This window comes from Buchnera aphidicola (Chaitoregma tattakana), from assembly GCF_039370165.1.
GTDB lineage: Bacteria > Pseudomonadota > Gammaproteobacteria > Enterobacterales > Enterobacteriaceae > Buchnera_G > Buchnera_G aphidicola_F.
Genome location: NZ_CP134991.1, coordinates 154,528 through 177,294, shown reverse-complemented (window position 1 = coordinate 177,294; position 22,767 = coordinate 154,528). Strand labels below are relative to the sequence as shown.

The window sequence follows — 22,767 nt, the reverse complement described above, 5'->3', positions numbered from 1 at the left end:
TTTTACAAAATTATTTTATATTATATTATAAACTAAAATAAAAGTTTAAATAAAATAAAAATAATCACAAAAAGATATGGAAAAAATACAAATAAAAGATAAAGAAGCAATAGAAAAAATGGAAGCTGCTGGGAAATTAACTTCAGAAGTATTAGAAATGATAGAACTTTACATATTTCCTGGAATAACAACTGAAAAAATAGATAAAATATGCCATGATTATATAATATATGAGCAAAAAGCAATACCAGCTTGTCTTGGATATAAAGGTTTCCCTAAATCTACCTGTATCTCCATAAATAACACAGTATGTCATGGAATACCAAACAGCACTAAACTGCAAGACGGAGATATAGTAAACGTCGACGTATCCGTTATAAAAAATGGATATCATGGGGATGCGTCGAAAATGTTTATGGTAGGATCTGTAAACGAAAGAAACAAAAAACTATGTGAAGCTACTAAAAATAGTTTATATATAGCTCTAAAATTAATAAAGCCAGGAATAAAAATTTCAATTTTAGGCTCTAGTATACAAAATTATATATTTAAAAAAAAACTTTCTATAGTAGAAGAATATTGTGGGCATGGTATAGGTAGGAAATTTCATGAAGAACCACAAATATTACATTACAAAAATGAACATCAAAAAACTATTTTAAAACCAGGTATGACATTTACTATAGAGCCTATGATAAATTTAGGAAAAAAAGAAGTATATTGTTGTTCAGATGGATGGACAATTAAAACAAAAGACCAAAGTTACTCAGCTCAATATGAGCACACTGTATTAGTTACAAATAATGGATGCAATATTTTAACAATACAAAAAGAAGAAAATATAAACAAAATATTAATAAATAATAAATAAAAATGTTATAATATATTAAGAATAAATTAATTTTTTAAAACTATTAAATTTTAATTGAGAAAAACATGCAAAAAATAAAAGAAATTATAGAAAATGCATTTAGTAAAAAGAAAGATATAAATTTAAAAGAAAAAAATAAAGAACTAATAAATTCCATAAACAAAATAATAAAAATGTTAGATAATGGAGAAATTAGAGTTGCTGAAAAAAAAAATACATCATGGAAAAATAATGAATGGATAAAAAAAGCAATATTATTAAAGTTTATATTATCTAAAAATAAAATTATACATAGTTTAGAAACTACATATTATGACAAAATAAAATTAAAATATACAGATTATCACGATGAACAATTTGAAAAAGAAAAAGTCCGAGTAGTTCCACAAGCTACTGTAAGATATGGTGCTTATATAAATAAAAATAGTGTTTTAATGCCTTGTTATATAAACATAGGAGCGTATATAGGAAAAAACACAATGATAGACACATGGGCTACAATTGGATCATGTGCGCAAATAGGAAACAATGTACATATATCTGGAGGAGTAGGAATAGGAGGAGTTTTAGAGCCTATACAATCAAAACCTACTATTATAGAAGATAATTGTTTTATAGGAGCACGATCAGAAATTGTTGAAGGAGTAATTATAGAAGAAGGATCAGTAATTTCTATGGGTGTATATATCGGGCAAAGTACTAAAATATATAATAGAAATACTGGAGAAATAACATATGGAAAAATTCCTAAAGGATCTGTTGTAGTACCGGGATCTATACCTTCAAAAGACAAAAAACATAATTTATATTGTGCTGTTATTGTAAAAAATGTAGATAAAAACACATTAAAAAAAACTAAAATTAATAAAATATTAAGAAATTTATAATAGTAAAAATTTTACAAAAAAGTTTTTGTTCTTCTGACAAATAATTTATCGGAAGAACAAAATTATATTTTTTTTTAAAATCTTATAAATATATATATATCATTATTATCTCTTTTTATGCAAAATATTGACAAAGAATTCTTTTTAGAAACTATATAGTCTAATTTAGTTAAATCATATATTATATTATTATTAATATTTACTATTATATCATTTTTTCTAAATCCAACTTTATAAGCGTAACTATTTATTTTAACATGCTCTATTCTAAGAACATTATTACTATCTTTTTTACTAACAGATATTAGCAATCCAGGTATTTTATTATATAAACCAAGATTATATGAGTCACAAGAATCAACATCATACATTTTAATAAAAAAATACTTAATTTCTCCACTTCTAATTATTTTTAATTTCACTTCTTTATCCAAAGGCATAGAATAAATTTCCGCCTTGAAAGACAAAAAATTGTTTATTAACTTATCATTCATAGAAATAATTATATCTTTAGATTTAATTCCAAACTTTTCTGCTAAAGAGTTATGAACCACTTCACTGACAAATATACCTTTTGTAATTTTTAAATTTATTAAATTAGATATCTCTTCGTTTAGTTCCACACCTATTATTCCTAATTCTTTTTTTTGCACTTTTCCATATTTTATTATTTGATTTATTAAATTTTTTACCATGTTAGAAGGTATAGAAAAACCTATACCTATGTTACCTCCTTTAGGAGATAATATAGCAGTGTTTAAACCAACAAGATTACCCTGTAAATTTATTAAAGCTCCACCAGAACTTCCTTTATTAATAGCAGCGTCAGTCTGAATAAAATTTTCATAATTTTCAATGTTCAATCCACTTCGCCCTATCGCAGATACAATACCATAAGTAGCTGTATTACCTAACCCATATGGATTTCCCAAAGCTATAACATAATCTCCAACATTTACATAATCAGAATCAGAAAACTTCATAGAGATTAAATCTTTTGCGTCCTTCAATTTTATTACAGCAATATCAGAATTATTATCCATACCCACGACTTCTGATTGAAAAATCCTTCCATCATTTAATTTTACTTGTATGTCATACGAATCATTAATTACATGACTATTTGTAACAACATAACCATTTTTAGAATCTATTATTACTCCAGATCCTAAAGAATTAAAATATCTTTTTTCTAAGTCATCGTTAACTTTATATTTATGACTTCTTTTGAAATTTTTGTAATATGTCTTTTCATGTTTTTTTTTGTGAAAAAGTTTAGTTCCTTCTGCATCTATACTAACTATAGACGGCATTGCTTTTTCAATAATGTTAGATAAACTAGGATAAGATACATGATAAATGTTATAACTATGTGATTCACAACAACTTACTGGCTTTAAAAAAAAAGTAGAAACACTAAAAAATAAAAAATATATAAAAAATTTTTTTATATTAACCAAACTAAACATAATTATCTCTCATTTGAAGATATTTTAAAAAACATTTTATAAGATTATATGATAATATTTAGTAATAAATATTATTCAAAAACTTTTTGAACAAATATAAATAAGTTTTTAAAAAATATTAAGTTAATTATATAACACAAAACAAATTAAAAATATAATAACGCAAAAGAAAATTATTATAATAAAAATTATATACAAAATGTATAATATAAAAGTATACAAAATAAATAAAATATAGAATGTGTATATTTAAATTTTAATAATATATAATTATTAAAGGAAAAAAAATGTTAGGAGCTGATATAGTAGTAAATGCTTTAATTGAACAAAAAACTGAATATATATTTGGATATCCAGGAGGAGCAGTTCTTGATATATATGATTCCATTAAAAGAATTGGAAAAATAAAACATATATTAGTGAGACATGAACAAGCAGCAACACATATGGCTGACGGATATGCTAGAGCCACTGGAAAAATAGGTGTAGTTTTAGTAACATCAGGGCCGGGAGCTACAAATGCTATTACCGGAATAGCTACTGCATATATGGATTCTATACCAATGATAATAATATCAGGTCAGGTAGATTCTTCACTAATAGGGTATGATGCTTTTCAAGAATGCGACATGATCGGAATATCTAGACCAATAGTTAAGCATAGTTTTTTAATAAAAAATACTATAGAAATTCCGGAAATATTTAAAAAATCTTTTTATATATCATCTAATGGAAGAAAAGGTCCTGTAGTAATAGATATTCCAAAAAACATATTGTCTAATAATATAAAAAGAAAAACAATTAATATATACAAAAAAAATAATATAACAGAAAAAAAACCTAAAAATATAGATATAGAAAAAATAAAAAAAATCTCAAAAGAAATAATGCATTCTAAAAGACCTATGGTGTTTGTAGGAGGAGGCGCTGTTTCTTCTGGATGTAGTAAACACTTATTAATATTGTTAGAAAAATTTAATTTTCCTGTAACTACATCTCTTATGGGGCTAGGATTAATATCAGGAAGGCATGTACAATGCCTCGGAATGCTTGGTATGCATGGAACTTACGAAGCAAATATGGCAATGCACAATTCTGATATAATATTAGCTATAGGAGTAAGATTTGATGATAGAACTACTAATAATATTAATAAATATTGCCCTTATTCAAAAATTATTCATATAGATATAGATCCAACTTCAATATCCAAGACTGTACGATCTAATATATCTGTTATTGGAGATGCTAAGAAAATAATAAAAAAAATTATAAAAATTTTACAAAAAAAAAGATATAAAAACAATATAAAAAAATGGTGGCAAAAAATACAATCATGGCGGAAAATAAATAGTTTAAAATATGAAAATGTTTCTACAAAAATTAAACCACAATATGTAATAGAAACATTATGGAAGGTTACTAGAGGAAATGCATATATAACATCTGATGTAGGGCAACATCAAATGTTCACCGCTTTACATTATTCTTTTGAACATCCTAGAGATTGGATAAATTCTGGGGGTTTAGGAACAATGGGTTTTGGTTTTCCTGCAGCATTAGGGGTAAAATTAGCTTTCCCTGAAAGGAATGTAATATGTATTACAGGAGATGGAAGTATTCAAATGAATATACAAGAACTTTCTACTGCAAAACAATATAATATACCTATTTTAATAATAAGTTTAAATAATAGTGTATTGGGCATGGTAAAACAATGGCAAGATATAAACTATTCTAGTAGATATTCTCAATCATATATGAAGTCATTACCAAACTTTTCAAAATTAGCAAAATCATATGGTCATATAGGAATAGAAATATTTAAAAAAAAAGAATTATATAAAACAATAAAATATGCTTTAGAAAAAACAAAACTAAAAAAATTAGTATTTTTAGACATAAAAATAGATTCTTCTGAACATGTATATCCTATGCAAATTAAAGGGCAGGGAATGAATAAGATGATTTTGGAAAAAAAAACGGAAAAATTATGAAAAAAATATTATATATATTATTAGAAAATCAACCAGGAGTATTATCAAGAGTAATAGGATTATTTTCGCAAAGAGGATATAACATAGAAAGACTTATCGCTAAGCCCTTAAAAAAAAATAATAAACTCTCAACAGTTTTAATAGAGTTGTCTGAAAATATTAATTTAAATGAACAAATTAAAAAACAACTATACAAATTAATAAACGTACTAAATGTAAAAATAATATCTACATAATTTTATAAAAAAAATTTGGAAATATAAATATACTAAAAATACACATTTTTAAAAACTAAAAAATTATAAATAATAAAACTATGAAAAATTATGTAAAAGAAAACAATCATATTCCAGTACTTTTAAAAGAAGTAATAAAATTTTTAAAAATTAAAAAAAATGGAATATATATAGATTGTACATTTGGTACGGGAGGACACTCGAAACAAATTTTAAAAAGAATAGGAAAAAATGGCTTTTTATATTCCTTAGATAAAGATCCATCAACTATAAAATATTCTAAAAAAATAATAAGCAAAAATTTTAAGTTTATAAATGACTCCTTCAAAAATTTGTTTAAATATACGAAAAAATTTAAAATTAATAAAAAAGTAGACGGAATTTTATTAGACTTAGGATTTTCTAATAATCAAATAAAAAATCCAAATAGAGGATTTTCTTTTATGTTAGATGGTCCTTTAGATATGAGATTTAACCAAAAAAGAGGTATAACAGCACAAACTTGGATTAACAGCAGTAATGCTAATGAAATTCAAAATGTAATAAAAAAATTTGGACAAGAAAAATTTTCTAAACAAATATCTAAAAATATAGTTAAATATAGAAAAAAAAAAAAAATAAAAAGTACTTTAGAATTATCTAATATAATTAACAAAAGTATATATAAAAAAAATAGAAAGAGAAATCCATCTACTAAAACTTTTCAAGCTATAAGAATACATATAAACAAAGAATTAAAAAATATAAAAAAAATATTAGAAGATTCATTAAAAATATTATCTGTTACTGGAAGACTTTTAGTAATTAGTTTCAACTCTTTAGAAGACAAAATTGTAAAAAAATTTATGAAAATAAATAGTACAAAAATGTTTATACCAAGCAAACTACCTATAACAAATACAGAAATAAATATTTTAAATAAAGGAAGAAGATTAAAAATATTTAAAAAAATAAAACCTAGTAATATTGAAATAAATAAAAATGTAAAATCTAGAAGTGCAATACTTAGAATTGCAGAATTAATAAACTGTTAAAAAAAATATAAAAAAAATCAAAAAAAAAAACATATAAGTAAAATATTAAAAAAACAAATTATATAAAAATATATAGATAATATAAAAACTATTCATAATAAAATTATAAAGTAATATAATAAGCAACATTTCTTTTAAAGAACATATTATATTTACATAGAAAAAACAATTTTTAAAAAATAAATATAAATAGAAAAAATTATATACAATAAATAAAAACATAAAAAAAATTGTAAACACAGTATAAAAGTGACACAAAATATGGAAAAAACATTAGTTTCAAGTATAGAAATAGGCCATAATAAAATAGTTACATTAATAGGAAAAATTTATAATAATAATATAAAAATAGTAGGAGTAGGAAAAATAAAATCTAAAGGAATAAATAAAAAAGGCATATATGATTTAGAGTCTATAAATAGATGTATAAAAAAGTCTATAAATAAAGCAGAAAAAATGGCACAATATAAAATACAGTCAGCATATCTATCTATATCGCATAAAAAAATAAAATGTCACAATGAAATTGGAATTATACCAATATCTGGGAAAGAAGTAAAAAAAAAAGATATAGACAATGTTATATATTCAGCAAAATCTATAAAAATAAATAATGAACATGTAATATTACATGTAATACCACAAGAATATTCTATAGATAAAAGAACAGGAATAAAAAATCCAATAGGTCTATCTGGAATGAGGATGAAAGGTCGAGTTCATTTGATAACATGTCATAAAGAAATATACAATAATATAAAAAAATCTATAGAAAAATGTAAAATAAAAGTAAAAGAACTAATATTTTCTGGTATAGCTTCTAGTGAAGCTGTTTTAACACATGAAGAAAAAAAACTTGGAGTATGCATGATAGACATAGGAAGTCATTCAATAGACCTTAGTGTATATTATAATGGATATACAATATATAATCATGTTATACCTTATGCAAGCTCACTTGTTACAAATGACATAGCATATGCATTTTCTATATCTTACAAACAAGCAGAGAAAATAAAAATAAATTATGGTTGCACTACCATACCAATATTAGAAAAAATAAATAATAACAACGTCTTAGATAAAAAAGGTAATGTAATAAAAAATATTACTATACAAAGTTTAATAGATGTTATAGAACCAAGATATATAGAATTGTTAAATATAGTAAAATCAAAAATTATTAAAATACAAAAAAAAATATATAAAAACACTGGAAAAGAAGTTGAACTAAAAAAAGGGATAGTTATTACAGGAGGTGGATCAAAAATAAAATTTTTAAAACATTGTGCACAAAAAATTTTTTTTACAACAGTAAGAATAGCAAAACCTAAAAATGTTATAGACAAATATAAAAACATATATGATCCCATTTATTCAACATCTATAGGTGTTCTAAAATATGTAAAAAAAAATAGTTTATTTATTAAAAACTCGAAAAATATAAATTTTATAAAAAAAATTATAAACAAAATAAATAGCTGGATAATAAAATAAAAAATATAAGGTAAAAAAATGTTCGAAAATTTAGATTCTATTAAAGAAGCTGTCATAAAAGTTATGGGAGTAGGCGGGGGAGGTGGAAATGCTATAGAACATATGATTAAGGAAAAAATTGCAGGAGTAGAATTTTTTGCTGTTAATACTGATTCACAAGCACTAAAAAAAATAGAGGTTGAACAAACAATACAAATAGGAAAAAACATAACTAGAGGTTTAGGAGCTGGATCTAATCCAGAAATTGGTAAAAGTTCAGCAAAAGAGGATAAAGAATCTTTAAAAACAGCTATAGAAGGAGCTGATATGATTTTTATAGCTGCCGGCATGGGAGGAGGGACCGGGACTGGAGCGGCTCCTATAATAGCTGAAATCTCAAAAAATATGGGTATATTGACTGTAGCAGTGGTAACCAAACCATTCAGTTTTGAAGGTAAAAAAAAAATGTTATATGCAGAGCAGGGAATCATGGAGCTGTCTAAAAATGTAGATTCACTGATAACAATACCTAATGACAAATTGCTTAAAGTATTAACAAGAGGAATTTCACTATTAGATGCATTTAGAGCAGCAAATAATGTTCTAAATGGGGCTGTACAAGGAATAGCTGAACTTATAACTAAACCAGGGCTTATGAATGTAGATTTTGCAGATGTTAGAACAGTTATGTCAGAAATGGGATATGCTATTATGGGGACTGGAGTATCTTCCGGTGATAATAGAGCTGAAGAGGCGGCTGAAATGGCAGTTTCTAGTCCTTTATTAGAAGATATAGATTTATCTGGAGCAAGAGGAGTTCTAGTAAACATAACAGCTGGATTAGATTTAAAATTAGAAGAATTTGAAATAGTAGGTAATACAATTAGAAATTTTTCTTCAGAAAACGCAACTGTAGTAATAGGAACATCATTAGATGATGATATGCAAGAAGAGCTAAGAGTGACAATAGTTGCTACAGGAATATCTCCAGAAAAAATTTATAATATAAATAACACTAAAAAAAAAACTTTTGAAAAAAATCAATTAAAATATCAAAAACAATATTTGCAAAAAAAGAAAGAAAGTAATAAAGTAATAACAGAAATTAATTCAAGAAATGAAGATTATATAAAAAAAAATAAAAAAATGGATTATTTAGACATACCAACATTTTTAAGAAATCATAATAAAAACAAAATATAAAAAATAGGTAACTTATGATATTTAACAAAATAGAATATATAACTAACTATAGCGACGCTTTAACAAATATATTTACTAATACTTTTTATTATATAAGTATAATAAATTTTTTTTAACTTTTATAAATAAATATATTATATATATATTTTTTTAAAAAATACACAAAATGAAAAACATTAAATTTACAAAAAAATCTATAAAAAAAATTTCACAAATTACTAATAAAAAATTATATTTTAGAATATATATAATAGGAGGTGGATGCAATGGATTTAAGTATGAGTTTAAAATAGAAAAAAAAAAAAAAAACGATGATATAGTTATAGCAAAGCATAATATAAATATAATAATAGACTGTATTAGTATACAGTATCTACAAAATGGAAAGATAGATTATTTAGAAAACTTAGATGGATCAAAATTCATAGTAAAGAATCCTAATGCTAAAACTACATGCAGTTGTGGAATTTCATTTAGTATATAAAGTATTTTCAAAAATATAAAATTTTAGAAAAAACAAATTTTCATAAGATTATGTAACACATTAATACAAACATATTTTAACTATAAAAAAATAAAATAAAGAAAATATTATAAATAAGTACATAAAACTATTTAATAAACAGTACATGCATATTAACTGTAATAAAAAATTAAAATATATTTCTAATAAAATATAAAATTTTAATAAAATAATATGCATGTAACATTTGAACAAAACAATAAAATATAATAATATTTATTATTAAAATATGTTAAATTATTAATTAATAAAAAAAAATTTTTATTAGAATATTTATATAATAAATTTTTATATAATAATATATTAAAAACTATATATCTATACATTTATCTTGAAAAATTTCTGAAGTAATAGATATAGTCTCATATAAAGTTGGATGTGCATGCATAGTTAAAGAAATATCTTCAGCGTCACAACACATTTCTATAGCTAAACTAATCTCTCCTAGAATTTCACTAGCTCCCACTCCTATTACTGCCCCCCCTATAATTCTATTGGAGCTTTTATCAAATATTAATTTTGTTAGCCCCAATTTATTTCTAGATGCACAGGATCTTCCAGAAAAAGACCATGGAAATTTAGAAACTTTATAATCTATATCGTTCTTAATTGCATCCATTTCTAAAGTTCCTACCCAAGCTACTTCCGGGATAGAATATATAATATAAGGTATTACTTTAGGATCATAAAAAACATTTTTACCGAATATTATTTCTGCAACCAATTTACCTTGATAAGATCCTTTATGTGCTAACATAGGATTGCCTACTACATCTCCTATAGCATAAATATTTTTTATATTAGTACATAGCTTATCATCAACTTTAATATGACCAAATGTATCAACATCTATAGAAACATTTTCTAATTTCAAACTTTCAATGTTAGCTTTTCTTCCAGCTGCAACCAATACCACATCATACAAAATTTTTCTATTAAAATTTTTTAATCCTGTTAAACTTACTAACAATCCATCGTTTGTCTCAGAAATTTTGGTAATAGTAGTACCTAAAAGTAATCTGAATCTACTACTAAAAGAATTTTTAAAAATATTAGAAATATCATTATCTAGAGTAGAAAAAAAAACTTTAGATCTTTCGACAACATCTATTTCTGATCCAAAAGAACTATAAATGGAAGCTATTTCCATACCTATAACACCAGATCCAATTATTAACATTTTTTTAGGTAGATTTAAAAAATTTAATGCATCAGTAGAATCCCAAACTCTTGGATTTGTATATGGAATATTAGGAATCAAAATAGGGGAAGAACCAGAAGATATAACTGCATGTTTAAAAAATACCCTAGTGTAAATACTATTATCATTTTTACAATTGTCTATAATAATACTATTATCACTTTCAAAACTAGCAGAGCCATATAATATAGAAACTTTTTTATGTTTAGAAGAATGTTCAAGTCCATTATTTAATTTATTTATTATTTTATTTTTTTCTAACATCATCTTAAAAAAATTAATTTTTTTAATATCTATTTTAATTCCAAACTCTTTCAACCTTTTTGCTTCTTCTATTACATTTGCAATATGTAATAAATATTTTGACGGAATACATCCATTATGTAAACAAACTCCTCCTAATACATTATTTTTTTCAATTAAAACAGTATCTATTCCTAAATCTGATAATCTAAAAGCAGCAGAATATCCAGCCGGACCCCCGCCTATCACAACAGTATTTGTATGTAATTCTTTCATAATTTTTAGTATTCTCTTATTTTATATATTATAAAATCTTTTTTACTAAACATTTCTTAACACTAAAACTAGACATAAACTATTTTATTAAAAAATAATAAAATTTTTCTAATTTGTTTTTTATAAAATTTATAAAATTTGTAGATTCTACTCCATTTATCACTCTGTGATCATAACTTAAAGATATAGGAAGCATAGTTCTTGATGTAACTTTTTTATTAAATAGAACTATTTTATTTATATATTTGGAAATTCCTAAAATAGCGACTTCAGGATGGTTAATTATAGGAGTAAAATAATGACTGCCATATCCTCCTAAATTTGATATTGTGAAATTTCCGCCAATTATATCTTTTATATTTAAAGAGTCATCTCTAACCTTTTGTGAAAAACAACTTATATTTTTAGAAATTTTAAATATACTTTTTTGCAATATGTCCTTTATTACAGGAATGAATATACCTCTATTAGAATTTATTACTACTCCTACATTAATATATTTTTTCAAAAATAAAGTATTAGTTTTACTGTAATATGAACTATTAAAATTAGGAAATTTCTTTAAAGCTAGCCCTATTACTTTTACAATGAAAGGTAAAAGAGTTATTTTATAATTAGATTTATTTTCTTCAGATGAAATTTCCAAATTTACATTTTTTCTAAATTTTTCTATATCTGTAATATCAATTTCATCAAATTGAGTAACATGAGGTATAATAGACCAACTTCTGCATAAATTTTTAGACACAATATTTTGTATTTTACTTAACTTAATTATGTCCACTGGTCCAAAACTTTTAAAATTAAATTTCTCATCTAAAACTTCACTTTTTTCATGTTTTATGTGAGATACACTTTTTTTTTCTAAAAAATTTTCAAAATCCTCTTTAGATATTCTCCCCTTAATTCCAGTACCCTTTATTTCTTCTAAATTTACATTATTTTCTCTAGCTAACTTTCTTACAATTGGAGTAGCATAAATTTCATTATTTTTCAGATTGTCTATTTCTAATGTTTTTTTATTTTTTACTAATATATTATTATTTTTACCAGGTATTTTAGATTTCTTAAAAAATTTAGTTTTTAATAAAAGTATTTTGTTATTAGATTTTACTTTATCTCCTACACTAACAAATATTTCTTTTACAATACCATCTTTGTGGGAAGGTACTTCAATAGAAGTTTTATCTCCTTCTATTACAATTATTTCTTGTTTTTTTTTAACAACATCACCAACTTTAACTAATATATCTATTATTTCTAACTCTTCTTTTCCGACATCGGGTATTTTAACTATTTTATACACAATATCAACCTCTTATTACAAACGTGGATTTGCTTTGTTCACATCAATCTTAAATTTTTCTATAGCTTCTAACAAAATATTTTTTTTTATTACTTTTTGATTGCATAACTCTCTTAAAGCAGATATAACTATATAAAATTCATTAATTTCAAAATATTCTCTCAACTTATTCCTACTATCAGATCTTCCAAATCCATCAGTTCCTAAAACACTATATTTAATTGCTGGAACATATTTTCTTATTTGTTCAGCAAACAATTTCATATAATCAGTTGCTGCTATTGCTGGGCTGTTATTCATAACATTAAAAACATATGGTTTTTTTTCTGTACGATTAGGATGCATCATATTCCATCTATCGCAATCTTGTCCATCTCTAGCAATCTCTGTAAAAGAAGTAACACTATAAACATCTGAAGATATATTATATTCTTTTGATAAAATATCCCCAGCAACGCACACCTTATTTAATATTGATCCAGACCCTAAAAGCTGCACATTCCCTACTTTACCTTTATATTTTTTTAATTTATATATTCCTTTACATATCCCATATTCAGAGTCTTTAGGCATGCTTGGCATATTATAATTTTCATTTGTAACAGTTATATAATAATATATATTTTCTTGTGATTTTCCATACATTCTTTCTATACCATTATGAATAATTACAGCTAATTCATAAGAATATGCAGGATCAAAAGATATACAATTTGGTATTGTTAAAGATTGAATATGACTATGACCATCTCCATGTTGAAGTCCTTCTCCATTTAATGTAGTTCTTCCTGACACAGCACCTATTAAAAATCCTCTTGCTTGTTGATCACCAGCAGCCCAAAACAAATCTCCTACACGTTGAAATCCAAATATAGAATAATATATATAAAATGGAATTACTGGAAAATTATTATTACTATATGATGTAGCAGCAGCTAACCATGAAGATGCAGCACCTAATTCGTTGATACCTTCTTGCAAAATTTGACCTTTTTTATCTTCTTTATAATATAAAAAATTATTTTTATCTTGGCAATTATATTTTTGCCCTAAAGAATTGTATATTCCTATCTTTCTAAAAAAAACTTCCATACCAAAAGTTCTAGCTTCGTCTGCAACTATAGGAACAATTCTTTCATTAATAAATTTATTTTTTAATAGAATATTTAAAATTTTAATAAACGATATAGTTGTAGAAAGTTTTTTTTTCTGTTCAACTAAAATAGAGGAAAATTCTTTAAATTTAGGTAAAGTAAAATGTTTAGTAAACTTTTGTAATCGAAATGGTACATATCCTCCTAATCTTTTTCTATGCATATGTATATAATTATATTCTTCCGTATTTTTTTGAAATTTTATATATGATAAGTTCTTAATTTTTTTTTTATCTATAGGTAGTGAAAGATTTTCTTTTATTTTTAAAATTGTGTTCATATCAATATTTTTTAGTTGATGAGCTACATTTTTACTTTCTCCTATTTTTCCTAGACCGTATCCTTTCACTGTGTGAAATAGTATTACTACTGGTTTTTTTCTAGTTAAATTAGCCTGTCTAATAGCATTAAAAATTTTTTGAGAATCGTGACCCCCTCTCTTTAAACTAAATATTTCATCATCTGTCATGCTGTATACTAATTTTTTAGTTTCTTTATATTTCCCAAAAAAAAATTTTCTAATAAATGCCCCATTTTTAGATTTAAAATTTTGATAGTCCCCATCTAAAGTTTCATTCATCAAATTTACTAATCTTTTTGATCTATCTTTTTGTAATATATTATCCCATCCGCTTCCCCATATAACTTTTATAACTTTCCATCCTGCTCCTAAAAAAAAAGATTCTAGTTCATTTATTATTTTACCATTACCATATACAGGACCATCTAATCTTTGAAGATTACAGTTTATTATAAAAATTAAATTATTTAAATTTTCTCTTGATGCTATATTAATTAAACCTTTAGATTCAGGCTCATCCATTTCTCCATCTCCTAAAAAAGCATATACTTTTTGTGTAGAAGTATCTTTTAACCCTCTATCCTGAAGATATTTCAAAAATTTAGCTTGATATATAGCAAAAGAAGAAGTCAATCCCATAGAAACAGTAGGAAACTGCCAGAATTCAGGCATCAACTTAGGATGAGGATAAGAAGGCAATCCAGTTCCATTTATTTCTTGTCTAAAATTATCCATTTGATGCTCTGTAATTCTGCCTTCTAAATATGCTCTAGCATATATTCCTGGAGAAATATGCCCCTGAAAATATATTAAATCTCCTAAATTATCTTTATTACTAGCTTTAAAAAAATGGTTGAAACAAACATCATATATATTAGCTGATGATTGAAAAGAAGAAATATGCCCCCCTAAATCTAACTTTTTATTATATGATTTCAAAACCATAACAATTGCATTCCATCGCATTGCAGATCTTATTTTCTTCTCAATAACTAAATCACCAGGATATTTTTCTTCTGAATCTTTGTCTATAGAATTTAAATAGTCCGTAGATAAATTTGTTGTAGTATCAATTACTATCCCAAATTTATGAAAAATTTTATTTATTTCCTTTAACAAAATTTTTGAATTTGCAATTCCTTCCTTGTTAATAAAAGACTTTATAGACAAAAACCATTCATGCAATTCTAATTTATCTATATTTTTATTAAAATTATTATACATAAAAATCCTATTTTATATTAATGTATTTCAAAAAAAAGTTAAAAATGTTTATAAAACATATTAAATAAAAATTTTTTAAAAAAAACGTTTATGTCATCACGTATTTTAAAAAAAAATCCAGTGTTTTATAAACAATTTTTTTTATAAAAATGTAAATATTTTAAAAAATATATTAAATAATATTTGTTTAATTTTATATATACAATATAATATTAAATTTTTATAATACTAATAAATATACATAGATATTAACTTAAAATTTCAATACATTACAAATTTTTTGTTATATATAATTAGTTATTATAACTTTAAAAATATTATGACTTATTTTATAAAAATTTTAATTTTATATAATTTATAAAATTCTTAAAAGTCACTAAACCATATAAAAAATTATAAAAAATATTTTTTTATATAAACAAAGTAAAATATTACTAAAATTTTTTGCTTTTTTTATATTTAATAAATTCAAAAAATGAAGTTTTTAAAAAAAACTTATTATTATAAAATTCATCTAATGTATATATAAAATATTCAAAAGAACATTTTTCATAAGAAAATAGACTTATTAATGAAACTATCTCATGTTTTATTGACCATATCATTTTCATAAACATCAAGAAAGATTCCTTCTTATACTCCTGTTTTGGATCTTTTTCAGCATATCCTCGTAAAAAAATACTGTTTTTTAAATGTTCTAAATCATATAAATGCTCTCTCCAAAATAAGTCTAAAATTTTTAATACTAAAATTTTTTCAAACTTATTAAAATTATTTTTTTTTAAATAATATTTCTTTCTCTTATATCTATTTTCTAAAACTTTTACAATAAAACTTATAACTCTTTTATTATGAAAAGTTTTTTTTTTAAAACAAAAAAAATTTCTAGAAAATTTTATTTTAAAAAATTTTTCTACATATTTTTTTAACATTTTAATATTTTTTTTATTATATTGTCTTGAGTCAACAAAATACATATTTACAATAGATTTAAAAATCTCTTTCGAAATTTCAAAAATTATTTTATCAACTTTATTATCTCTAAGTATTTTATTACGTTTTTCATAAAATATTGTTCTTTGCTCATTTATTATGTCGTCATATTCCAATAATCTAGCTCTAATTTCATAATTATAATTTTCTAATTTTTTTTGTGAATTTTGTATAGCATTAGAAACAAAAATATTATTTATAGATTTATTTTTTTTTAATCCTAAACTTTTTATTATGTTTATCATATTGTCAGGTAAAAATATTCTTAATAAATAATCCTCCATAGATATATAGAATCTCGAAGAACCTACATCTCCTTGTCTGCCGGCTCGTCCCTTAAGCTGATTATCTATTCTTCTAGATTCGTGTCTTTCTGTTCCTATTATGTGCAATCCTCCAGAATTCAATACAAATTTTCTATTTTTTTCCCAAAGATTAAAAATTTTTTTATAATTAAATTTAAGTTTACTACTTTTATAATATTTCAGCAAACTGTTAAAATCTCCACCTAGCATTATATCTGTTCCTCTCCCAGCCATATTAGTGGCTATAGTAACTGATCCTAATGCGCCAGCCATTTTAACTATTTCCGCTTCTTTGTCATGGAATTTTGCATTTAAAACTTTATGTTTAATATTTAATTGTTGTAATTTTTTTGATATAAACTCTGACTTTTCTATAGATATTGTACCTACTAAAACAGGCTGCTTTCTTTTTACACAAGATTTAATGTCTTCTATAATTGCTTTAATTTTTTCTTTTTCTGTCATATATATTAAATCTGGTAAATCTTTTCTAACAATAGATTTATTTGTTGGGATAGACACTGTATCTAAATTATATATTGATTTAAATTCTTCTGATTCTGTAGCGGCTGTACCAGTCATACCAGAAATTTTTTTGTACAATCTAAAATAGTTTTGAAATGTTATAGATGCTAAAGTATAATTTTCATTGTTAATTTCTATATTTTCTTTAGCCTCTATTGCTTGATGTAATCCATCAGACCATCTTCGTCCTTTAGATACTCTTCCTGTATGCTCGTCTACTATTAAAATCTTTTTATTTTTTACAATATAATCTTTATTCTTAAAAAATAGAGTATGTGCTTTTAAAGCGTTTGTTGCATATTGAAAAAAAATAATATTTTTAGAAGAATATAAAGAATAGTTTTTCTTAAAAAAATTTCTTTCAACAAAAATTTTTTCTAACTTTATAAATCCTACTTCAGTAAAATATGCTTGTTTTCTTTTTTCATCTATACAGAAAGTTTTTTCTGAATCGCAATTTTGTAAAAATGAATTTTCTTCTAAAATAAAATTAGAAACTAAATTATTAATTTGATTATACAACTTTTTATCAGCACTCAAAGATCCAGACATTACTAATGGTGTTCTAGCTTCATCAATTAATATAGAATCTACTTCATCTATAATAGCATAATTTAAATTTCGTTGTACTTTTTGATCCATACAAAATATCATGTTATCTCTTAAATAGTCAAAACAGAATTCATTATTAGTACCATATGTAATATCTTCTAGATAAGATTTTTTTTTTTTATTTAAATCCATTTCGGGTAAATTTAAACCAACACTAACTCCTAAAAAATTAAACAGTTTTTTATTTTGATTATAATCTCTTTTAGCAAGATAATCATTCATAGTAACAACATGAACACCTCTACATGACAAAGCATTTAAATATATTGGTAAAGTAGATGTCAATGTTTTACCTTCTCCTGTTTTCATTTCAGCTATGCAGCTATTATGTAAAACTATTCCTCCTATTATTTGAACATTAAAATGTTTTATTCCTAAAATTCTCTTACTAGCTTCTATAACTAGAGAATATGCTTTAGGAAGAATCATATCTAAAGATACTCCATTAAAAACTTCATTTCGATATTTAAAAGTATATTCTTTTAATTTTTTATCACTAAACTTAGAAAATTTAACTGCCATATCATTTATTATATTTAATGTAATATTAATCTTTTCTAAAGTTTTCTGATTTTTACTTTTAAAAAAGTTTTTAAGAAAATTTATTAACATAAAAACTCTCACATCAATAATTGTTACGTATAAATTAAATATATAAAAATAGTTTTAAACTTAATTTATGTAAAATAATTCATAATAATTGTATATTATATATTTTAAAATAAAATAATTAATATTTATATTAGCTTACATAACAAACCTTTTTTTAAAAAAAAATGTAAAATTTTAAAAAAATTTAAAACAAATTCTATTCAATAATTCGAAAAAATTTTTATACTATTACCATATAAAAATTTAGGAAAATTTAAAAATCGTGGATATTTTACATAAATTAAATATAAACCTATAGGATTAGATGTACTATATGTAAAATTATTGTTCTGCATTAGCAATAATTCTTCTATCCAAAATACTTTTTTTTCATCAGATCCAATCTGTATTAAAGAAGTTACTATATTTCTAACCATATTATGCAAAAATGAATTTGCGACTATATCGAATATTACAAAAGAATTGATTCTATATACTTTGGCACTAAACACATACCTATATGAAATCTTAGACTGACAACTTTTAGATCTAAACGAAGAAAAGTTATGTTCTCCAATTAAACACTGAATTGATAAATTCATTTTTTTTACATTCAAAAACTTTTTATTAAAGTTATAAAAATTATCTGTAAAAAAAACAGACTTATAATCACTATTATTTATTATATATCTATAATGTCTATATATAGCGCTATATCTAGCATGAAATTTATATGACACTATTTTCGCCCATTTTACAGATATATCTTTAGGTAAATAAAAATTAGTCCCTAGTATCCAAGATTTTTCTTTTCTAACAGAGCTAGTATCGAAATGAATCACTTGTCCTATACTATGTACTTTTGCATCTGTTCTTCCTGCACAATATACTATTATATTCTCATTAGCTATTATAGATAAACATTTTTCTAATACTCCTTGAACAGTTATTACATTTTTTTGACTTTGCCACCCATGATATTTAACACCATTATATTCTATACCCAATGCGATTCTCATAACAATAAATTACCAAAAAATAAAAGTTGAAAAATATTAATATATAAGTATTATATTTTTATTAATAAATTTTTATAAAAGTTTATAAAAAAATAAATATAATTATTATATTTTATAAAAAAATTTAATTTATATATTACAATATTGTTATAAAAATTAAAAAAATTTATATGGATAAATATATGAAAACAAAAAAAAATAAAAAAATTTCTTCTTTAAGCATATTATCAATAGCCGGAGTTAAACCATACAAAAAAAAAAAAAATGAAAAATATATGAGTAAAAAACAGATAGAACATTTTAAAAAAATTTTAGAGGCTTGGAAAAATCAAACAGAAAATAAAATGAAATACACAGATAATAATATATCACAAGAACAAATTAATTTTCCAGATCCAATAGATAGAGCAGTACAAGAAGAAGAATTTAGTTTAAAACTACAAAATAATGCTAGAGATATACAAATTATAAAAAAGATAAAAAATACATTAAAAAAAATTGAACTAAATAATTTTGGATATTGCGAATCTTGCGATGTAAAAATAGGAATAAAAAGACTAGAAGCAAGACCAACTGCTACTTTGTGCATAGATTGCAAAACAGTATCAGAAATTAGAGATAAACAAATAGTTAAATAAAAGGAAGCATAAGGTCTACAACTAAAATTGTTAATATAAAAATTAATATAAAATTTTATAAAATAAATATTGTAAAAAAACAAAAAATAAATAATAAACAAAAAAGTCGTTAAAAAAAGTATTATTCAACGCTTTATATATTATAATTATAAATTTATAATAGAATTGTTTATCAGTAAAAACATTAAAAAAAGTATAATATCTATATATACAGGAAAAATAAAATTGTGAAAGTATTAAAATTTGGTGGTTCTATTTTGTCAGATGCAAAAAAGTTTATACTAATCTCTGAAATACTTAAAAAAAAAAGCAAAACTGAACAAATTTTAGTTGTATTGTCAGCGCCATACAAAATTACAGATTATTTAATTCTTTCTATTAAAAATAATGTTAAAAATAAAAAAAATAAAAGTTTAAAAAAAGTTAAAAGCAAAGTTAATAAAATCTTAAAAACTATTTATGAAACAAATAAAAAATTTGAAATTAAAAAAACAAAAAATGAAATAGAATTTCAAATAAACATAATAGAAAAAATCTTTAGTAAAAATAATAATTCTAATAAAATAAACAAAAAAAAACAAGCTATTATAATGAGCAAAGGAGAAATTATATCTACAGAAATAATGAACAGTATTTTAAAAAGTAAAAATGTGAATTCTACAATATTAGATCCAATAAAAAATACTTTATCAGACGAAAATTATCTAAATGCTAAAGTCAATATAAAAGAATCTACTAAAAAACTTAAAAAAATAAAACAATACAATAATAAAATAATTTTAATTCCAGGATTTATTTCAGGAAACTTAAAAAATGAAGTAACCATACTAGGAAGAAATGGGTCTGATTATTCTGCAGCTATATTATCAAATTGCATAGATGCAACTTCTTGTGAAATATGGAAAGATGTTAAGGGAATTTGTACAGCAAATCCTAAAAACATTAGTAAAGCTAAACTTGTAGAAAGAATTTCTTATGAAGAAGCTTTAGAATTATCAAAATGTGGTTCAGAGATAATACATCCTCAAACAATTTATCCTTTGTATAAAAAGAATATACCATGTATAATAAAAAATTTTTATTGTCCAGAAACTAAAGGAACTATAATTAGCAATAAAAGTAAAAATGTGTTTAAACAAATAGTAAAAAGCATTACTTATTTAAAAGACTTTATAATAATAAAAATATTATTTAAAAAAGAAATAAATAGAATAGTTTTAAAAAAAATATTAAAATTAGTAACATCAAATAATCAATATAAAATTTTTGATTATAAAAAAATTAGCGAAAAAAAAATTACAATTTTAACATCAATAAAAGAAGATAAAAACCCCTTTCATCTTATAAATAATATATTAAAAAAACATTTAGCAAAAAAAGAGAAATACAAAATAAAAATAAAAAAAAAATTATCTATAGTATCTATTATTGGAAAAAATATAGTTTTTAAAATAAAAATTCTATATAAAATAATTTCTGCTATAAAAGAAATAGACATAAAAATAATTTCAGTACTTTTAAATGATTCTAAAAACTCAATATCCATAATAATAAAAAAAAAATATACAAAAAAAATTATAAACTCTATACATAATAAATTTTTTAACATAAATGTAAACAAAACATCAGAAGTGTTTTTAATAGGTGTGGGAGGTGTGGGATATAAACTTCTTAAACAGATAAATTTACAAAAAGATAAACTAAAAAAAAACAAAATAGATATAAAAATATTAGGAATATCAAATTCAAAAAATTATATTATAAAAACAAACAACATAAACACAGAGCAATACCAAAATTTAATACAAAAAAAAGATAAAAAAATAAATATAAAAGAGTATATAAAAAAAATAACAAAGAAAAAACTCAATAATCCCATAATAGTAGACTGTACGTCTAGTAAAGAAATTTCTGAAAATTATGATTATTTTATAAAAAAGGGATTTAATATAATAGCATCTAACAAAAAAGCTAATACTAGTAGTATGAAATACTATAAAAAAATTAGAAATTATTTAATAAGATATAAAAAAAAATTTTTATATGAAACTAATGTAGGTGCTGGATTACCAATAATAGAAAATCTAAAAAATTTAATAATTTCAGGAGATCAAATAATAAAATTTAGAGGAATACTATCAGGTTCATTATCATATATATTTGGTAAATTAGAAGAAAATTATTCTATCGTAGAAGCCGTAAAACAAGCTCAAAAATTAGGTTTTACTGAACCTAATCCAATAGATGACTTATCAGGCATAGATGTTGCAAGAAAAATATTAATAATAGCTAGAGAAATAGGAATAAATTTAGAACTAAAAAATATTAATATATCGAAAATCTTACCAAAAAACATTGTAACAAAAAATATAAACAAAAAAGATTTGTTTAAAAACTTAAATAATATACAAAACTTTTATTCTGATAAAATAAGAACAGCAAAAAAACAAAAAAAAGTTTTAAGATTAGTAGGTTCCATAACAGAAAACAAAAAATGTCAAGTAAAAATAGAAAAAATCAGTAAAAATGATCCTTTGTATAACATAAAAAATGGAGAAAATGCTTTTATATTTTATAGTAAATATTACAATCCCACACCATTAATATTAAGAGGATATGGAGCGGGAAATACAGTAACCTCCGCTGGAGTATTTTCAGATTTATTACGTATAATATCATAATA

16 protein-coding genes are annotated in these 22,767 nt (G+C 22.8%); 10 read left to right on the top strand and 6 right to left on the bottom strand.

Annotated elements, in window-relative coordinates:
• The first annotated feature begins 76 nt into the window (after positions 1 to 76).
• Together map and dapD are read left to right on the top strand one after the other, a co-directional pair.
• Positions 77 to 871, top strand: coding sequence for a type I methionyl aminopeptidase (gene map, locus RJI84_RS00795; RefSeq protein ID WP_343189230.1), 795 nt, complete (start codon positions 77 to 79; stop codon positions 869 to 871).
• 65 nt (positions 872 to 936) lie between these two features.
• On the top strand, positions 937 to 1,758 hold the full coding sequence (gene dapD / locus RJI84_RS00790; protein ID WP_343189229.1) for a 2,3,4,5-tetrahydropyridine-2,6-dicarboxylate N-succinyltransferase: 822 nt from the start codon (positions 937 to 939) through the stop codon (positions 1,756 to 1,758).
• 74 nt (positions 1,759 to 1,832) lie between these two features.
• Here the strand turns inward: dapD and RJI84_RS00785 are convergent, their stop codons facing one another.
• Complete coding sequence (locus tag RJI84_RS00785) at positions 1,833 to 3,227, bottom strand: trypsin-like peptidase domain-containing protein (protein ID WP_343189228.1); 1,395 nt, start codon at positions 3,225 to 3,227, stop codon at positions 1,833 to 1,835.
• A gap of 287 nt (positions 3,228 to 3,514) precedes the next feature.
• On the opposite strand from RJI84_RS00785, the gene ilvB reads away from it, so the two are divergent.
• The 6 genes from ilvB (at position 3,515) to erpA (ending at position 9,657) form a co-directional block, all read left to right on the top strand.
• Positions 3,515 to 5,224 (top strand): biosynthetic-type acetolactate synthase large subunit, encoded by a 1,710-nt coding sequence (gene ilvB / locus RJI84_RS00780; protein ID WP_343189227.1) that lies wholly within the window; start codon positions 3,515 to 3,517, stop codon positions 5,222 to 5,224.
• Positions 5,221 to 5,460, top strand: coding sequence for an acetolactate synthase small subunit (gene ilvN, locus RJI84_RS00775; protein WP_343189226.1), 240 nt, complete (start codon positions 5,221 to 5,223; stop codon positions 5,458 to 5,460). The genes ilvB and ilvN overlap by 4 nt, the downstream gene beginning before the upstream one ends.
• Positions 5,461 to 5,540: 80 nt before the next feature.
• Entirely contained in the window at positions 5,541 to 6,494 is a 954-nt protein-coding gene (gene rsmH, locus RJI84_RS00770; protein WP_343189225.1) for a 16S rRNA (cytosine(1402)-N(4))-methyltransferase RsmH, read from the top strand.
• A gap of 261 nt (positions 6,495 to 6,755) precedes the next feature.
• Positions 6,756 to 7,991 carry a cell division protein FtsA gene (gene ftsA, locus RJI84_RS00765; protein WP_343189224.1) on the top strand — a complete coding sequence of 412 codons (1,236 nt, stop codon included), beginning with the start codon at positions 6,756 to 6,758 and terminating at the stop codon, positions 7,989 to 7,991.
• An 18-nt stretch (positions 7,992 to 8,009) separates the two neighbouring features.
• The gene (gene ftsZ / locus RJI84_RS00760) at positions 8,010 to 9,173 is read left to right on the top strand and encodes a cell division protein FtsZ (RefSeq protein ID WP_343189223.1); all 1,164 of its coding nucleotides are present in this window, start codon (positions 8,010 to 8,012) and stop codon (positions 9,171 to 9,173) included.
• A gap of 166 nt (positions 9,174 to 9,339) precedes the next feature.
• Positions 9,340 to 9,657: an iron-sulfur cluster insertion protein ErpA gene (erpA, locus tag RJI84_RS00755; RefSeq protein ID WP_343189222.1), complete on the top strand. Its 318-nt coding sequence runs from the start codon at positions 9,340 to 9,342 to the stop codon at positions 9,655 to 9,657.
• A 349-nt stretch (positions 9,658 to 10,006) separates the two neighbouring features.
• Here the strand turns inward: erpA and lpdA are convergent, their stop codons facing one another.
• The 5 genes from lpdA to truA form a co-directional block, all read right to left on the bottom strand.
• Positions 10,007 to 11,419, bottom strand: coding sequence for a dihydrolipoyl dehydrogenase (lpdA, locus tag RJI84_RS00750; RefSeq protein ID WP_343189262.1), 1,413 nt, complete (start codon positions 11,417 to 11,419; stop codon positions 10,007 to 10,009).
• A gap of 76 nt (positions 11,420 to 11,495) precedes the next feature.
• Positions 11,496 to 12,722, bottom strand: coding sequence for a 2-oxo acid dehydrogenase subunit E2 (locus tag RJI84_RS00745; protein ID WP_343189221.1), 1,227 nt, complete (start codon positions 12,720 to 12,722; stop codon positions 11,496 to 11,498).
• A gap of 15 nt (positions 12,723 to 12,737) precedes the next feature.
• Positions 12,738 to 15,401 (bottom strand): pyruvate dehydrogenase (acetyl-transferring), homodimeric type, encoded by a 2,664-nt coding sequence (gene aceE, locus RJI84_RS00740; protein WP_343189220.1) that lies wholly within the window; start codon positions 15,399 to 15,401, stop codon positions 12,738 to 12,740.
• Between the two features lie 434 nt (positions 15,402 to 15,835).
• On the bottom strand, positions 15,836 to 18,448 hold the full coding sequence (gene secA / locus RJI84_RS00735) for a preprotein translocase subunit SecA (protein WP_343189219.1): 2,613 nt from the start codon (positions 18,446 to 18,448) through the stop codon (positions 15,836 to 15,838).
• A gap of 200 nt (positions 18,449 to 18,648) precedes the next feature.
• Entirely contained in the window at positions 18,649 to 19,446 is a 798-nt protein-coding gene (truA, locus tag RJI84_RS00730; protein ID WP_343189218.1) for a tRNA pseudouridine(38-40) synthase TruA, read from the bottom strand.
• 182 nt (positions 19,447 to 19,628) lie between these two features.
• Here truA and dksA point away from each other — a divergent pair, with 182 nt between their 5' ends.
• Positions 19,629 to 20,084, top strand: coding sequence for an RNA polymerase-binding protein DksA (gene dksA / locus RJI84_RS00725; protein WP_343189217.1), 456 nt, complete (start codon positions 19,629 to 19,631; stop codon positions 20,082 to 20,084).
• A 227-nt stretch (positions 20,085 to 20,311) separates the two neighbouring features.
• Entirely contained in the window at positions 20,312 to 22,765 is a 2,454-nt protein-coding gene (gene thrA / locus RJI84_RS00720) for a bifunctional aspartate kinase/homoserine dehydrogenase I (protein ID WP_343189216.1), read from the top strand.
• The last annotated feature ends 2 nt before the right edge of the window (positions 22,766 to 22,767 follow it).

What these genes read in the sequence shown, in the direction of transcription:
- RJI84_RS00785 (WP_343189228.1), bottom strand. Translation starts at nt 3,227, where the DNA reads ATGTTTAGTTTGGTTAATATAAAAAAATTTTTTATATATTTTTTATTT.
- rsmH (WP_343189225.1), top strand. Translation starts at nt 5,541, where the DNA reads ATGAAAAATTATGTAAAAGAAAACAATCATATTCCAGTACTTTTAAAA.
- dapD (WP_343189229.1), top strand. Translation starts at nt 937, where the DNA reads ATGCAAAAAATAAAAGAAATTATAGAAAATGCATTTAGTAAAAAGAAA.
- ftsZ (WP_343189223.1), top strand. Translation starts at nt 8,010, where the DNA reads ATGTTCGAAAATTTAGATTCTATTAAAGAAGCTGTCATAAAAGTTATG.
- aceE (WP_343189220.1), bottom strand. Translation starts at nt 15,401, where the DNA reads ATGTATAATAATTTTAATAAAAATATAGATAAATTAGAATTGCATGAA.
- ilvN (WP_343189226.1), top strand. Translation starts at nt 5,221, where the DNA reads ATGAAAAAAATATTATATATATTATTAGAAAATCAACCAGGAGTATTA.
- ftsA (WP_343189224.1), top strand. Translation starts at nt 6,756, where the DNA reads ATGGAAAAAACATTAGTTTCAAGTATAGAAATAGGCCATAATAAAATA.
- erpA (WP_343189222.1), top strand. Translation starts at nt 9,340, where the DNA reads ATGAAAAACATTAAATTTACAAAAAAATCTATAAAAAAAATTTCACAA.
- secA (WP_343189219.1), bottom strand. Translation starts at nt 18,448, where the DNA reads ATGTTAATAAATTTTCTTAAAAACTTTTTTAAAAGTAAAAATCAGAAA.
- dksA (WP_343189217.1), top strand. Translation starts at nt 19,629, where the DNA reads ATGAAAACAAAAAAAAATAAAAAAATTTCTTCTTTAAGCATATTATCA.
- ilvB (WP_343189227.1), top strand. Translation starts at nt 3,515, where the DNA reads ATGTTAGGAGCTGATATAGTAGTAAATGCTTTAATTGAACAAAAAACT.
- map (WP_343189230.1), top strand. Translation starts at nt 77, where the DNA reads ATGGAAAAAATACAAATAAAAGATAAAGAAGCAATAGAAAAAATGGAA.
- truA (WP_343189218.1), bottom strand. Translation starts at nt 19,446, where the DNA reads ATGAGAATCGCATTGGGTATAGAATATAATGGTGTTAAATATCATGGG.